The sequence below is a fragment of the Limnohabitans sp. Rim8 genome (genome assembly GCF_943326455.1).
Lineage (GTDB): Bacteria > Pseudomonadota > Gammaproteobacteria > Burkholderiales > Burkholderiaceae_C > Limnohabitans_A.
The window spans coordinates 61,858-75,852 of the sequence record NZ_CALPTI020000009.1 but is presented as its reverse complement, the minus strand read 5'-3'; the positions used below and the strand labels follow the sequence as shown (position 1 = coordinate 75,852).

13 protein-coding genes are annotated in these 13,995 nt (G+C 59.9%); 9 read left to right on the top strand and 4 right to left on the bottom strand.

The window, feature by feature from the left end:
- Positions 1–2: 2 nt before the first annotated feature.
- Both Q1M54_RS08440 and Q1M54_RS08435 read right to left on the bottom strand, forming a co-directional pair.
- Positions 3–1,601, bottom strand: coding sequence for an FAD-binding domain-containing protein (locus Q1M54_RS08440; RefSeq protein ID WP_300556198.1), 1,599 nt, complete (start codon positions 1,599–1,601; stop codon positions 3–5).
- Complete coding sequence (locus tag Q1M54_RS08435; protein ID WP_300556196.1) at positions 1,598–2,164, bottom strand: hypothetical protein; 567 nt, start codon at positions 2,162–2,164, stop codon at positions 1,598–1,600. Before Q1M54_RS08435 ends, Q1M54_RS08440 begins: the two co-directional genes overlap by 4 nt.
- 158 nt (positions 2,165–2,322) lie before the next feature.
- Here Q1M54_RS08435 and Q1M54_RS08430 point away from each other — a divergent pair, with 158 nt between their 5' ends.
- Positions 2,323–2,817 (top strand): Rrf2 family transcriptional regulator, encoded by a 495-nt coding sequence (locus Q1M54_RS08430; protein WP_300556194.1) that lies wholly within the window; start codon positions 2,323–2,325, stop codon positions 2,815–2,817.
- 12 nt (positions 2,818–2,829) lie between these two features.
- Here the strand turns inward: Q1M54_RS08430 and Q1M54_RS08425 are convergent, their stop codons facing one another.
- Positions 2,830–3,204 carry a DUF2237 domain-containing protein gene (locus Q1M54_RS08425; RefSeq protein ID WP_300556192.1) on the bottom strand — a complete coding sequence of 125 codons (375 nt, stop codon included), beginning with the start codon at positions 3,202–3,204 and terminating at the stop codon, positions 2,830–2,832.
- Between the two features lie 181 nt (positions 3,205–3,385).
- Here Q1M54_RS08425 and Q1M54_RS08420 point away from each other — a divergent pair, with 181 nt between their 5' ends.
- Positions 3,386–4,372, top strand: a complete 987-nt coding sequence (locus tag Q1M54_RS08420; RefSeq protein ID WP_300556190.1) for an NADPH:quinone reductase — start codon at positions 3,386–3,388, stop codon at positions 4,370–4,372.
- A gap of 111 nt (positions 4,373–4,483) precedes the next feature.
- The gene (locus tag Q1M54_RS08415; protein ID WP_300556188.1) at positions 4,484–6,235 is read left to right on the top strand and encodes an ABC transporter transmembrane domain-containing protein; all 1,752 of its coding nucleotides are present in this window, start codon (positions 4,484–4,486) and stop codon (positions 6,233–6,235) included.
- Positions 6,236–6,299: 64 nt separating this feature from the next.
- On the opposite strand, the gene Q1M54_RS08410 is transcribed toward Q1M54_RS08415, so the two are convergent.
- Positions 6,300–6,497, bottom strand: a complete 198-nt coding sequence (locus tag Q1M54_RS08410; protein ID WP_300556186.1) for a hypothetical protein — start codon at positions 6,495–6,497, stop codon at positions 6,300–6,302.
- A 114-nt stretch (positions 6,498–6,611) separates the two neighbouring features.
- On the opposite strand from Q1M54_RS08410, the gene Q1M54_RS08405 reads away from it, so the two are divergent.
- Genes Q1M54_RS08405 through bchZ form a run of 6 tightly spaced genes read left to right on the top strand, consistent with a single transcriptional unit; the run spans position 6,612 to position 13,886 of the window.
- Entirely contained in the window at positions 6,612–7,526 is a 915-nt protein-coding gene (locus Q1M54_RS08405) for a polyprenyl synthetase family protein (protein ID WP_300556184.1), read from the top strand.
- Positions 7,527–7,558: 32 nt separating this feature from the next.
- A complete protein-coding gene (locus tag Q1M54_RS08400) occupies positions 7,559–8,773 on the top strand; it encodes a methyltransferase (RefSeq protein WP_300556182.1) in 1,215 nt (404 codons plus the stop codon).
- Between the two features lie 37 nt (positions 8,774–8,810).
- Positions 8,811–9,764 carry a chlorophyll synthesis pathway protein BchC gene (bchC, locus tag Q1M54_RS08395; protein WP_300556180.1) on the top strand — a complete coding sequence of 318 codons (954 nt, stop codon included), beginning with the start codon at positions 8,811–8,813 and terminating at the stop codon, positions 9,762–9,764.
- A complete protein-coding gene (locus tag Q1M54_RS08390) occupies positions 9,761–10,765 on the top strand; it encodes a chlorophyllide a reductase iron protein subunit X (RefSeq protein ID WP_300556178.1) in 1,005 nt (334 codons plus the stop codon). Before bchC ends, Q1M54_RS08390 begins: the two co-directional genes overlap by 4 nt.
- A 17-nt stretch (positions 10,766–10,782) precedes the next feature.
- On the top strand, positions 10,783–12,363 hold the full coding sequence (gene bchY / locus Q1M54_RS08385; RefSeq protein WP_300556176.1) for a chlorophyllide a reductase subunit Y: 1,581 nt from the start codon (positions 10,783–10,785) through the stop codon (positions 12,361–12,363).
- Positions 12,360–13,886 carry a chlorophyllide a reductase subunit Z gene (gene bchZ / locus Q1M54_RS08380; protein ID WP_300556174.1) on the top strand — a complete coding sequence of 509 codons (1,527 nt, stop codon included), beginning with the start codon at positions 12,360–12,362 and terminating at the stop codon, positions 13,884–13,886. Before bchY ends, bchZ begins: the two co-directional genes overlap by 4 nt.
- The last annotated feature ends 109 nt before the right edge of the window (positions 13,887–13,995 follow it).

Below are 13,995 nucleotides of genomic sequence, written 5' to 3'. Positions count from 1 at the left end.
GATTAAAAGTCAAAGCCCAGCTGGTTGCTGGGTGGTGTATCGGCTGAAGTCGTCTTTGCCGCTTTTCGGCGGGAGGTTTTGGGGGTGTCGCTGTCGCGTGTGAACACGTCGCGTTGGTGGCCAGTGCCATGTTTGCGCGAAGCGTGTTTTTCGACGATGGCTTTTTTGCCTGCCTTCACACCGGGTTCGGCCCGGCGCGCATGCAGCGCGGCTTTGGACTGGCGCGTGGCTTCGGCCAAATCCACCACGGGCATTGGAATGTCGGCATCCGGCCCGCTGCCCACTGTCAGGCCGCAGTGGCGCTGCACCTCGGGCGGCATGAGCCAAGGCTCGAACAACCAGGTGTCGGGCACACGGCGCATGTGGGGCAACCAGCGGCGCACAAAAATGCCTTTGGGGTCGTGGTCTTGCGCTTGTTTGATGGGGTTGTACACCCGCGTGGTGTTGATGCCGGTGGTGCCCGACTGCATTTGCAACTGGCTCCAGTGGATGCCGGGTTCGTAATCTAAAAATTGCGTGGCCAGCCAATGGCCCACCGGCCGCCAGTCGAGCCACAGCGGGTAGGCCGCCACCGACACCAGCATGGCCCGCATGCGGAAGTTCAGCCAGCCGGTTTGGTAGAGCATGACCACGCAAGCGTCCACCATGGGCCAACCGGTGCGGGCCGAGGTCAGGGCGGCAAAGTGGGCGTCGTTCCAGCCGTCTTCACGCAGGCCGTCGTAACCCCGGTGCATGTTGCGCCATTCAATCTCGGGCTCACTTTCGAGTTTTTGAATGAAGTGGCAATGCCAGTACAAGCGGCTGATGAAACCGATCAGGCCGGCCCGGTGTCTGCCCGCTTGTGGGGGCAGAGTCTCAAGTGTGGCGCGGGTGCTTTGCACCACCTCGCGCAGGCTGATGCAGCCATAGGCCAGGTAGGCTGACAAGCGCGAACAAGCCGTCGGCGAAGACAAGGGGGATGAGATGCCGCCGCGGTAGCTCAGCGCACGAACGTCCAAAAAACTCTGCAAGGTCTCTAGGCCCCATCTGCGGCCACCGCGCTGGCGATCTGGCGGGTTGTGCTGCAAGCCGGGCGGCGGTGTCATGGCTTCGATGCCGTGAGTGGTGGTGGGATGAAAAAAGTGCAGGTCGTGCAGCACGGCTTGCGGAGCGGCCATGTGCGTTTCCCAGCGGGCTTGCCAGCTGTTGCGACTTTTCAGACGCCGCACCACGCCAAACTGCGCAAACTCCCTCCAGCCCACCCCCTCGCTGCGGCACCACGCGGCCACTTGCAGGTCGCGCTCGTAGGTGAACGCATTGCCGGTTTCTTCGTGCGCCACCAGTTCAACAAACGGCGCTTGTGCGTGCAGCGTGGCCAGCACCTGCACCGCCGGTCCCACGCGCACCTGCAAGCTGCCGCCCAGTGCTTGCAAGTCGTGGTGCAGTTCGGTCAATGACTCGCGCACAAATTCAAAGTGCTGCAAAGCCGCATCGGGCTGGGCCCACAGATCTGGCTCGGCGATGTAAAGGCACAGCACCGGCCCTTGGCTTGCAGCGTGCACCAGTGGCGCATGGTCTTGCAGGCGCAGGTCGCGTTTGAACCAAACAACGCGGTAGCTCATGGCTGGCTTTTGCCTTTGGGTGGCACGGGCCCAAGCCCGCCGGGCCCCGGACCGTACCGCTGAGGGTCAATGTCGATGCACTGCAGCAAGGCCTGCGGTAAATCGGGCGCTTGCTGGCGCAGGTAGCGGCGCACAAATTGGGCGCTGTTCCAGGGCGCTGTCGATCCGCTCCACACGGCTTGGTCCTGCACGCGCCATTGGCCATTGTTCAGCTGCAAAACCACCAACGCGGGCTTGAGGGTTTCAAAAGTCACCTCGGCCACGCTCCAGTTGCCCTGTAGGCGCATTTGCAAACCCCTTGCGCTTTGCGAGTCGGGCAGGCTGTGCTGCTGAATGACGGTCAATACGGCTTGGGCGGTGGGGCTGTCCAGTGGCAGCGGGGCAAAGGCGCGGCAATCGCGGCGCCATAAGAGTGCTTGTTCGGCTGCCCATCCCTGCACATCAAAGCGCTGTCCGCTGAGGTTTAACAAGCGGCGACCGTCTAGGTGTTCCCAGTCCACATGGCTGTCGATCACCACCGCAGTGGTGAGAAAAACCAAAACGGCGGCCACATGGCGTTTCATGTCGGCAAGCCTTTGCCAAAGGGTGTGAGCCTTCCAATTGGCTTGAATTTATGTAGTAATAAATGCAACATTTTCCGTAAATGAAAAGTTATTTGGAAATTATTAGTTGTTTTGTGACTGTATGGTCATAGAATATCTCATCGTTAACGGAGAAGACCATGATCCAGAAGAAAACCGTCAAAGCCCTTGACATCGCTGTGTTCATCACGTCCCGTTCAGTGGTCAAGCCCGTGACCACGGAGGAGATCGCCAATGGGTTGTCTTTGTCTTCTTCTTACACCGAATCTATCCTCAAAGAGCTGCGCGAAGCCGGCCTGATCCGCGCTCACCGTGGTCCGGGCGGTGGCTACCAAATTCGTGGCAACCCTGAAGACATCAGCCTGTGGGATGTGGTGAAGCACTTTGAAGAGGTGCACAGTTTTGAAAAACTGTACCCAGATGCCAACCACCCCATGAAAGCGCTCGAGACAGGCATCCAGGACAACATGCAGGCCTTACTGCAGGCACAAACATTGTCCGATGTGGCGGTTCCGTTCATGCCCCGTGATGCGCGTGTGACTTCCATGATGGGCCAGTTCCGTTTGAAGCCGCTGCCGCCACCGGTCATGCCCCGAGCACCGAACTCCGTATTTCAGCTCAGCATGATGATGTGAGCCAAGCCGATTTCAGTTCGGTACCCAAGCAAACTCGCGCAGTTGCTCCAAGGTCACATATTCAAGCGCTTTGTGGTGCGTGCTTTCTAAAATCACGTGGGGTGCAACGCCCGCTTGAAAAGCTTCAAGCCAGCGCATAGCGCACAGACACCACCTGTCTCCAGCCTTCAAGCCAGCAAAGCGGTGTTCAGGTCGAGGCGTCATCAAATCATTGCCGCGCGAGCGCGAGTAATTTAAAAAATCTTGGGTCACTTTGGCGCAGACCACGTGCGTACCCACATCTTCATCGCTGGTGTTGCAGCAACCGTCCCTGTAATACCCCGTGAGTGGGTCATAAGAGCAGGGGATCAATTCGCCACCGAGAACGTTCAAGCCGGAGCGAGTCATGTGAATCCAAGACAAGTGGTTAAAGGGATGGGTATTGTGTGATCCTTCGCAGGGGCTGTCTTCTATGCGCCAAATACGACTTCTGTGCCAAGGGTTTCTGGCATCATGATTGACGATTTGGATCGGCAGTGCACGGCGTGTGCACCTCCGAATGGCTCTATTTTTCAAAAGAAAGTGCCGCATGAAAGCAGCTTGGTACAGCGCCAACGGTGAAGCGCAAAACGTGATGCAGGTGGGCGAGTTGCCCACGCCCAGCCCGCAAGCCGGAGAGGTTTTGGTGCGTTTGGCCACTTCGGGTGTGAACCCCTCGGACGTCAAGTCACGCCGAGCCCGGCCCTTGTCAGACCCCTTGATCGTGCCGCACAGCGACGGCGCGGGTGTGATTGAAGCTGTGGGTTCAGGTGTACCGACTGCCCGCGTGGGTGAGCGGGTCTGGGTGTGGAACGGCCAGTGGCAACGTCCCTTGGGAACTTGCGCTCAATACATGGCTTTGCCTTCTGAGCAAGCGGTGCTCTTGCCCGAGGGCACAGACTTTGCGGCCGGAGCCTGCATGGGCATTCCAGGCTTGACGGCGGTGCAGTCAGTGATCTTGGCCGAGCGCATGGCGGGCGATTTGCAGGGGCAAACCGTCTTGGTCACCGGGGCGTCATCGGCGGTGGGCCACTACATCACGCAAATGGTGACCCTGGCCGGTGGGCGCGTGATTGGCACTGTGGGGTCTGAAGCCAAGGCCGCACATGCCTACGCTGCTGGCATGAAAGAAGCTATTTTTTACAAGACCGAATCGGTGCCCGAGCGAGTCAAGGCCCTCACACAAGGGCGTGGTGCCGATGTGATCATCGACATGGATTTTTCGACCACTGCACGCTGGGCTGCTGACGGCGCTTTGACGGCGCACGGCCAGGTGATTGGCTATGGCTCCAATGCTTTAGAAGTGCTGTTGCCTTTTCGCCCATGGCTGTTCCAGTCCATGGGGGTCAAGTTTTTCTTGGTGTACGACTTGACCCCAGCCGATCGCCTAGGGGCTCTGGCGCGTTTGTCTCAGATGTTGGTCAAGGATCAACTGCGGCACAGCATCGGCCAACGCTTTACGATGGACCAAGTGGCCGAGGCGCACCGCACGGTCGAGGCAGGGCAGGTGGTGGGCAACGTGGTGATCGATGTGTGAGCCGGGCCACTGGCCACACCTGCGTGTGCTGGCCAGAGGCGTTGAGGTTTGCCGTTATGCTTGAAGGGCTTTAAAGGCACCTTGTTGTTGCGTTGGTTTTTTTGATCGTTCATGGCTACTTCTCCCAAATCGCTTTCGGGCCTGTTCCCTTTTCTCAAGCCTTACCGCGTGGCCTTGGGCGTGGCAGCCTTGTTTCTCTTGTTGGCTGCAGGCACCACGCTGGCCTTCCCCTGGGTCTTGCGCCAGTTGATTGACCAAGGCTTGGCCAGTGGCGCACCGGCCGAACAGCTGTCGGGCAATTTTTTACAGTTGTTTGGCGTGGCAGCGGCTTTGGCTGTGTTTTCCGCGGGGCGTTATTACACCGTGAGCTGGCTGGGTGAGCGCATCACCGCTGATCTACGTAACGCGGTGTATGGCCATGTCCTGAAACAAAGCCCCGCTTTCTTTGAAACCACACAATCTGGTGAGGTGCTTTCGCGCCTCACCAACGACACCACCTTGGTGCAAACCGTGGTGGGCTCTTCGTTCTCGATGGGCCTTCGCAACTTGGTCATGGGTGCTGGTGCGCTGATCATGCTGGTGTGGACCAACCCGTTGCTGATGCTGCAGGTGGTGGCTGTGCTGGTGGCGGTGATTTTTCCCAGCGTTTATTTGGGCCGGCGCGTGCGGCGCCTGTCGCGCACCAACCAAGACCGGGTGGCCGATTCGAGTGCCATCGCGTCCGAAGTGCTCAACGCCATCAGCGTGGTGCAAAGCTACACCGCCGAAGGCCGCGAAACCCGCCGTTTCATTGACTCTACTTTGCGCGCTCTGAGCTCCGCTTTGGGCCGCATCCGCGCACGCGCGGTGCTGGTGGGTTTCATCATCATGGCCTCCAGTGCCGTGTTGCTTTGGGGCTTGTACATGGGCACACTGGCCGTGCGCGCGGGCACCAGTACCGCTGGCCAGCTGGGAGAGACGGTGTTTTATGTCATCTTGTTGGCCAGTGCCTTTGCGGTTTTGGGCGAGGTGTACGGGGACATGCTGCGTGCAGCCGGTGCCACTGAGCGCCTGATGGAGTTGCTGCACACCGAGTCGAATCTGAAAATCGCGGCCCAGCCGCAACAAGCGCCCTGGCCGCAAGGCGGCTCTGCCTTGCAGCTGGAGTCGGTCCGCTTTCATTACCCCTCGCGGCCCGACACTTGGGCGCTGGACCAGTTGACCGGCCAAATCCACCCTGGACAGACCGTGGCCGTGGTGGGCCCAAGCGGCGCGGGCAAAACCACTTTGTTCGATTTGCTGATGCGCTTTCATGATCCGCAATCGGGCCTCATCGTGCTCGATGATGTGCCAATCGATCAAATGGATTTGCATGCGCTGCGCGAGCGCATGGCCATCGTGCCGCAGGAACCCGTGATCTTTTCGGGCACCGTGATCGAGAACATCCGCTACGGCAGACCCGACGCCAGTCTCGAAGACGTCCACGCTGCCGCCGAAGCCGCTTATGCGCAAGAGTTCATCCGCGAGCTGCCCGAGGGCTTTGACACCTATCTGGGTGACCGGGGTGTGCGCCTGTCGGGCGGTCAGCGCCAGCGCATCGCGATTGCGCGGGCGATCCTGAAAAATCCACCGCTTTTGTTGCTGGACGAAGCCACCAGCGCTTTGGATGCGCAAAGCGAAAAAATGGTGCAAGCCGCCCTCGACAAAGCCATGGTGGGCCGCACCACCTTGGTCATTGCCCACCGCCTGGCCACGGTGCAACGTGCTGATGTGATCTGGGTGCTGGAGCGCGGCCGCTTGATGGAGCAGGGCACACACGCCCAGCTGCAAGCCAAAGGCGGCCTCTACGCCAGCCTGGCAGCCCTGCAGTTCAGCCCTTTGTAAGCGCCCATCTCGCGGGCGATGGGCGTGGCACACGCCCCGAAATCTTCAGGTACTTGCGCTTGACTCACGACTTTTTGTCTGTGGGGTCGGTTGCTTGCTGGACAGCCGCTTCCTGATCCAGTGCATCACGCCCTTCTTGGGCCGCTTTTTCCCGCGCCCGTTGTTGACGTGTTTGTTCTTGCGCCTTGCGAACATCGTGCATTTGCCAAAAAGCGAACACGAACACCAAGCCAAAAATCCCCAATTCCAACCAGATTCCCATGGCGTTGCCTCCAATTGTGGGTGTGTCAATAAAGGTTGACAGCTTCAATTATCAGGTTATATTGACACTCATGCCCGTCAGGTTAAGTTGACAGGGTTTTCTGTCGGAGGTCCCATGAGTCTGTTGACACGCGCTGAACAAGCCCTGAACACGCATTTTGAGCTGGCCGCCGGTGTGGGCGCTCCGCCTCGGCTGGTGGCGGCCATGCGGCATGCGGTCTTTTCGGGTGGGGCCCGCATCCGCCCGCAGCTGTGCATGGCTGTGGCCACCGCTTGCGGCGACAACGCGCCCCAACTCACCAATGCCGCCGCGGTGGCCTTGGAGTTGATGCACTGCGCTTCTTTGGTGCACGACGACATGCCGGCTTTCGACAACGCCGACACGCGCCGCGGCCGCCCCACGGTGCACAAGGCCTTCAGCGAGCCGCTGGCCTTGTTGGCTGGTGATGGCCTGATCGTCATGGCCTACCGTGTTTTGTTGCAAGCCGGTGTACCCCACTCTGATCGATTGATTCGATTGATGGACAACATGACCACCGGTGTGGGTTTGCCGCACGGTATCGTCGCCGGGCAAGCTTGGGAGTGTGAAACCAGCGCCGATCTGGGCCAATACCAACGCGCCAAGACGGGGGCTTTGTTTGTGTCGGCCACCTGTGCAGGGGCCCTGAGTTGCGGTGCAGAGCCCGAGCCATGGGCGCATTTGGGCAATTACTTGGGTGAGGCCTACCAAGTGGCCGATGACATCCGTGATGTGATCGCCGATGCCGCGACCTTGGGCAAGCCTTCAGGCCAAGATGCGCTGCATGCCCGCCCCAGTTCAGCGCAGGCGCTGGGGTTGGAAGGGGCCATTGCCCACTTTGACCTCCTGATTGACCAAGCCGCTTCTTCGATTCCACCTTGCTCATGCCGTGACATGTTGCGCCAGTTGGTGCAGGTCGAAGCCGAGCGTTTGGTGCCCAAAGCCCTGTGCGACGGTTATTTCAAGTCCCATCCTGAGGTGGCCACGCGCCGCGACAGTGCCCCGCATTGAGCGCTCAGACCGAAAAAAGCCAAGGAACCCCCATGTCCCAACCGCTGGATCTGGCCGCCCTGCAGGCCCCTTCTTCTGCCACCTCTTTCAAAGATGCGTGGCAAGCTCGTTTGGAGCGCTGGTATGCGCACCCCGGTTTGTACCGCTGGTCGCTGGGCAACCCCTTCACGCGTTGGTTGACGCAACGGCGCACCCGCAAGTTGTTCGATTTGATGGCGGGCTTTGTGCATAGCCAAGTGTTGCTCGGTTGTGTGCGCTTGGACCTGTTTCGCACTTTGCACCAAGCCCCGGCCCAATTGACCGATTTGGCGCAGCGCACGGGCTTGGCGCCAGCGGTGTTGCAGCGACTGTTGCTGTCGGCCGTGGCACTGGGTTTGTTGGAGCACCGCAGCCAAGGTCGTTTTGGGTTGGGGCCGCTGGGCGTGCCTTTGGCGCAGCACGACGGCATTGCCCAAATGATCGAGCACAACCATTTGCTCTACCAAGACATGCAAGACCCTTTGCAGTTTTTGAGCAACGCCTGGAGCGGTGGCATGGCCGAGTACTGGCCTTACGCCCACGAAAAACCTGCTGTCGCCATGCCTGCGTCGGAAGTGGACAAGTTCACCCGCTACTCGCATCTCATGGCTGCTTCGCAAGGCTTTGTGGTGCAAGAGATCTTGTCGTCGTACTTCTTTGACGAGCACCGCTGCGTCCTCGATGTGGGGGCGGGCAAGGGTCGCTTTGTCAGCGAGTTGGCGGCCCACGCACCTCACCTGACTTTCAAGATGTTTGACTTGCCCCCTGTGTTGGCTCTGGCACGTGAAGGCCTGCAAGCCAAAGGTCTGAGCGAGCGCGTGGTCTTGCACCCCGGCAGTTTTCTGGACGACCCCTTGCCCGAAGGGGCCGATCTGATCACTCTGGTGCGTGTGGCGCACGACCATCCCGATGCAGTGGTCAAGCAAATTTTGCAAAAAGCCTTTGCGGCTTTGCCTTTGGGTGGGGTCTTGCTGTTGGCCGAACCCATGGCGCAGCCCGAAGAAGAAGCCGGGCAGCCCGAGGCATCGGTCGATGCCTATTTCCACTTTTACCTGTTGGCCATGGGGGCAGGGCGCCTGCGCACCCCCCAGGAGCTGCAAGCCATGATGGAAGAGGCTGGTTTCACCCATGTTGAGCAGGTGCCCAACGCCATGCCCATCCATGCGCGCATCCTTGTGGGGCGTAAATCTCAGTGTTTACCCTTAATTCATCAAAATAGTGTCAGTTAACATTGACATGTGTTGATGTAAAGCAAAAAATACAACCATGAAATCCCAAGCCGTCGTTTTCAACAGCCCAAGGCATTTGTCTCTGCAAGCGCTCGAATTGCCCGAATTACAAACTGGCCAGCTCGAAGTGGCGGTTGAGTTCAGCGGCATCAGCACCGGCACCGAGCGCATGCTCTGGGACGGCAGCATGCCTCCCTTTCCGGGCATGGGTTACCCCTTGGTGCCCGGCTACGAGACCGTGGGTCGGGTGGTGCGCAGCGCCAGTGACACGGGCATCCAAGCGGGTCAGCGCGTGTTTGTGCCAGGCGCCAATTGCTTCTCTGGGGTCAAGAGCCTGTTCGGTGGTGCCGCTTCGCATTTGATGGTCACCGAGCAAAAAGTAGTGCCGGTGGCAGAGCATCTGGGTGCCCAAGCCGTGCTGCTGGCCTTGGCAGCCACTGCTTACCATGCGGTCTCAGGTGGCGGCAAGCAAGAGCCTTTTGCCGCCCCTGAACTGATCATTGGCCACGGTGTCATGGGCCGTTTGTTAGCGCGCCTCACGGTGGCGGCTGGTTTGCCGGCCCCCACGGTGTGGGAAACCCAGACCGACCGATTTACCGGAGCCGAGGGTTACACCGTCATGCAGCCGCAAGACGACCCACGCCGTGACTACAACACCATTTATGACGTGAGCGGCGACGGTAGCCTGCTCGACAGCCTGATCCAGCGTCTGCGCCCCGGTGGCGAGTTGGTGTTGGCAGGTTTTTACAAACAAGATTTGAAATTTGCTTACGCCCCGGCCTTCATGCGCGAAGCGCGCATGCGCATCGCCGCCGAGTGGAAGCGCCCCGACCTGTTGGCCGTCAACGAACTGGTGCACACCGGTCGTTTGTCGCTCGACGGTTTGATCACCCACACCCAGCCATCGACACAAGCTGGTTCCGCCTACGAGACCGCCTTCGGAGATGCGAGCTGTCTCAAGATGATCCTTGATTGGAGTGCCACAGCATGACTACCGACACCACTGTTCAGCCCATTAAATTTGTTGAAGTGTTGCGCCGCGAGGCCGACGTCGAACCCGACGCCGTCAGCACTTCCGAAGTGACCAAAGAAACCCAAATCATTGCCATTTATGGCAAAGGCGGCATTGGCAAAAGCTTCACGCTGGCCAACCTGTCGTACATGATGGCCCAGCAAGGTAAAAAAGTGCTGCTGATCGGTTGTGACCCCAAGAGCGACACCACCAGCTTGCTGTTTGGTGGCAAGGCTTGCCCCACCATCATCGAGACCTCCTCGCGTCTCAAGCTCTCTGGACAGGCTGTGAGCATTGGCGACGTCTGCTTCAAGCGCGATGGCGTGTTTGCCATGGAACTCGGTGGTCCGGAAGTTGGCCGCGGATGCGGCGGACGCGGCATCATCCACGGCTTCGAAACGCTCGAAAAACTCGGTTTCCACGACTGGGGTTTTGACTACGTGTTGCTCGATTTTCTGGGCGATGTGGTCTGCGGCGGCTTTGGCCTGCCCATTGCCCGCGACATGTGCCAAAAGGTCATCGTGGTGGCCAGCAACGACTTGCAGTCGCTGTATGTGGCCAACAACGTGTGCTCGGCGGTGGAATATTTCCGCAAGTTGGGCGGCAACGTGGGCGTGGCCGGCATGGTCATCAACAAAGACGATGGCACCGGCGAAGCCCAGGCCTTTGCCAACCATGCCGGTATCCCTGTGCTGGCGGCCATTCCGGCCAACGAAGACATCCGCCGCAAGAGCGCCAGCTACGAAATCATCGGCCGCCCGGATGGCGAATGGGGTCCGCTGTTTGCCGAGTTGGCCAAGAACGTGGCCGAAGCCCCGCCCATGCGTCCAAAACCTCAAACACAAGACCAGTTGCTGGGTCTGTTCAGTGCCGATGTGGTGGGCCGCAATGTGGTGCTCGAGCCTGCCACCGTGTTCGACATGGTGGGCAAGCACGAAGACATCAAGCCTTCGCTCGAAGTCGTCTATGACGCGGCTTGAGACTTGATGCACCCCACATGCTGAAAACCCAGGACACGGCCATGACACGCACCATCCCGATTCACCCCAGCCCATCAGCGGCTGTGAACCCTGCGAGCCTGCAAGGTGATGGCATGGGTTGCCACGCCGGGACCGATGCCATGGTGGCTGCGGCCAAAGAGGCGGGCAAGTCAGAGGTGCTGGACCAATATGCCCGCGATTACCCGCGTCAGCCCGATGCCGGTCCGCACGACCAGCCGCAAAGCATGTGCCCGGCTTTTGGTTCGCTGCGTGTCGGTTTGCGCATGAAGCGCACCGCCACGATTCTTTCGGGTTCAGCCTGCTGCGTGTACGGACTCACGTTCACATCGCATTTTTACGGTGCGCGCCGCAGCGTCGGGTATGTGCCCTTCAACTCCGAATCGCTGGTCACAGGCAAGCTGTTTGAAGACATCCGCGAAGCGGTGCACGCCGAGGCCGATCCGAAGCAGGTCGACACGGTCATCATCATCAACCTCTGTGTGCCCACGGCCAGTGGCGTGCCGTTGCAGTTGTTGCCCAAAGAGATCAATGGTGTGCGCATCATCGGCATTGACGTGCCTGGTTTTGGTGTGCCCACCCATGCCGAAGCCAAAGATGTCTTGGCAGGTGCGATGTTGAAATACGCCCGTGAGGAAATCATGAGCGGCCCAGTGGCCGCGCCGCGTGCTGGGCGTGGTGACTTGCCCACGGTGGCCTTGCTGGGCGAGATGTTTCCGGCCGATCCGGTCATCATCGGCCAGATGTTGGCCCCCATGGGTTTGGCCGCGGGTCCGGTGGTGCCCACCCGCGAGTGGCGCGAGCTGTACGCCGCACTCGACTGCTCGGTGGCCGCTGCCATCCACCCTTTTTACACCGCCAGCGTGCGCGAATTCAAAGCCGCAGGTCGCCCTGTGGTGGGTTCGGCCCCAGTGGGCTTGGAGGGTACGCAAGAATGGTTGCAAAACATCGGGAGAGCCGCTGGCATCGCGCAGTCGCAGATCGATGTGGCCCGCAACCAAGTGCTGACACAAATGCGCGGCCTCTTGATGCAAAAACCGATCAATGGCCGCATCACCCTGAGCGGCTATGAAGGCTCAGAGTTGTTGGTCGGCCGTTTGCTCATCGAATGCGGCGCTGACCTCAGATACGTGGGCTCGGCTTGCCCTGCTACCGAGTGGAATGCGCAAGACATCGCCTGGCTGCAAGCCAAAGGTGTGCAGGTGCAAATGCGCGCCTCGCTGGAGCAAGACCTGAACGCCATGTACGAATACCGGCCGGATCTGGCCATTGGCACCACCCCGGTGGTGCAGATCGCCAAGCAAAACAGTGTGCCTTCGCTGTACTTCACCAACTTGATCTCTGCGCGTCCATTGATGGGTGTCGCCGGTGCTGGTTCGCTGGTTCAAGTGGTGCAGGCGGCCATGGGCAACCAAGCCCGCTTTGACGCCATGAAGGATTTCTTTGGCGATGTGGGCGCAGGACATGCTGCAGGCGTGTGGGAGTCGGTGCCCAAAGACCGTCCTGAGTTCAAGGCCGAGACCCGTCGCCAAATAGAAAAGCTCTTGAAAAAGCGCAAAGCCGAGGAGATGGGCTCATGAACCAAGTGTCTCCACCGCCCAGCACTGTGGCCAAGCCCAAGTCGCCACTCATCCTTGACCACGACCGCGCAGGCGGTTACTGGGGTGCGGTGTATGTCTTCACCGCCATCAAGGGTTTGCAAGTGGTGATTGACGGCCCGGTAGGTTGCGAAAACTTGCCTGTGACTTCGGTGCTGCATTACACCGATGCCTTGCCCCCGCATGAATTGCCGATTGTGGTGACCGGCCTGGCCGAAGAGCAACTCGGTCGTGAAGGCACCGAAGGCGCCATGAAGCGCGCCCACGCCACCCTTGATCCCGAACTGCCCGCTGTGGTGGTGACCGGTTCGATCGCCGAGATGATCGGTGGCGGCGTGACGCCCGAAGGCACCAACATCGCACGCTTTTTGCCGCGCACCATCGACGAAGACCAGTGGCAATGCGCTAATCGCGCCATGTACTGGCTGTGGAGCGAGTACGGCCTGCGCAAAGTGCCGGCTCGCAAGCCCTTTGAAGAACGCCCTGAAGGCGAAAAGCCCAGAGTCAACATCATTGGCCCTTGCTACGGCACTTTCAACAGTGCCAGTGACTTGGCTGAAATCCGCCGCTTGGTGCAAGGCATCGGCGCTGAGGTCAACATGGTCTTCCCGCTGGGCAGCCACCTGGCCGATGTATCGCGCTTGGTCGAGGCTGACGTGAACATTTGCATGTACCGCGAATTCGGCCGCATGCTCTGCGAGGCGCTGGAGCGACCCTATTTGCAAGCACCCATCGGTTTGCACAGCACCACGCATTTTTTGCGCAAGCTGGGCGAGTTGCTGCACCTGGACCCCGAGCCCTTCATTGAGCGCGAAAAGCACACCACCTTGAAGCCCATGTGGGACCTGTGGCGCTCTGTCACGCAAGACTTCTTTGCCACCGCCAGCTTCGCTGTGGTGGCGGGCGAGACCTATTCGCGAGGCCTGAAAAACTTCCTCGAAACCGAAATGGGCTTGCCCTGCCGCTTCAGTATTTCTCGCACCGCTGGTAACAAAACCGACAACGCTGCTGTGCGCGAACTGGTCAAAACCCAAACGCCCTTGATCATGTTTGGCAGCTACAACGAACGCATGTACTTGAGTGAAATCTCGGGCGGCAGTCCGATGCGAGCTGCTTTCATTCCCGCATCGTTTCCCGGCGCCATCATCCGCCGCCACACCGGCACGCCCTTCATGGGTTACAGCGGTGCGAGCTACCTGATCCAAGAGGTGTGCAACGCCTTGTTCGATGCCTTGTTCCACATCCTGCCTTTGGGCACCGACATGGACAAAGTCGAGGCGACGCAAGCGCGAGGCGTGGTGGCCCCCAACGCCAGTTGGCAAGACCAGGCCCAGCAGCGTTTGCGTGATGTGGTGCAAAGCCAGCCGGTGCTGGTGCAGATTTCTGCGGCCAAGCGTTTGCGCGATCAAGCCGAGCAACTCTCGCAGGCACAAGGCCAAAACGAGGTGACCGAAGCCCATGTGAACGCGGCCAGCCGCGAGCTGGGTTTGGGGGTGGCGGCATGAGCTACACCCGGAACAACACAACAGCAGGGGCCGACATGTTCGGTGCCTTGACCAGGATGTCGTGGCCTTTGGCTGCGGATGCCCATCTGCGCGGGCTGTGCGCACCCCG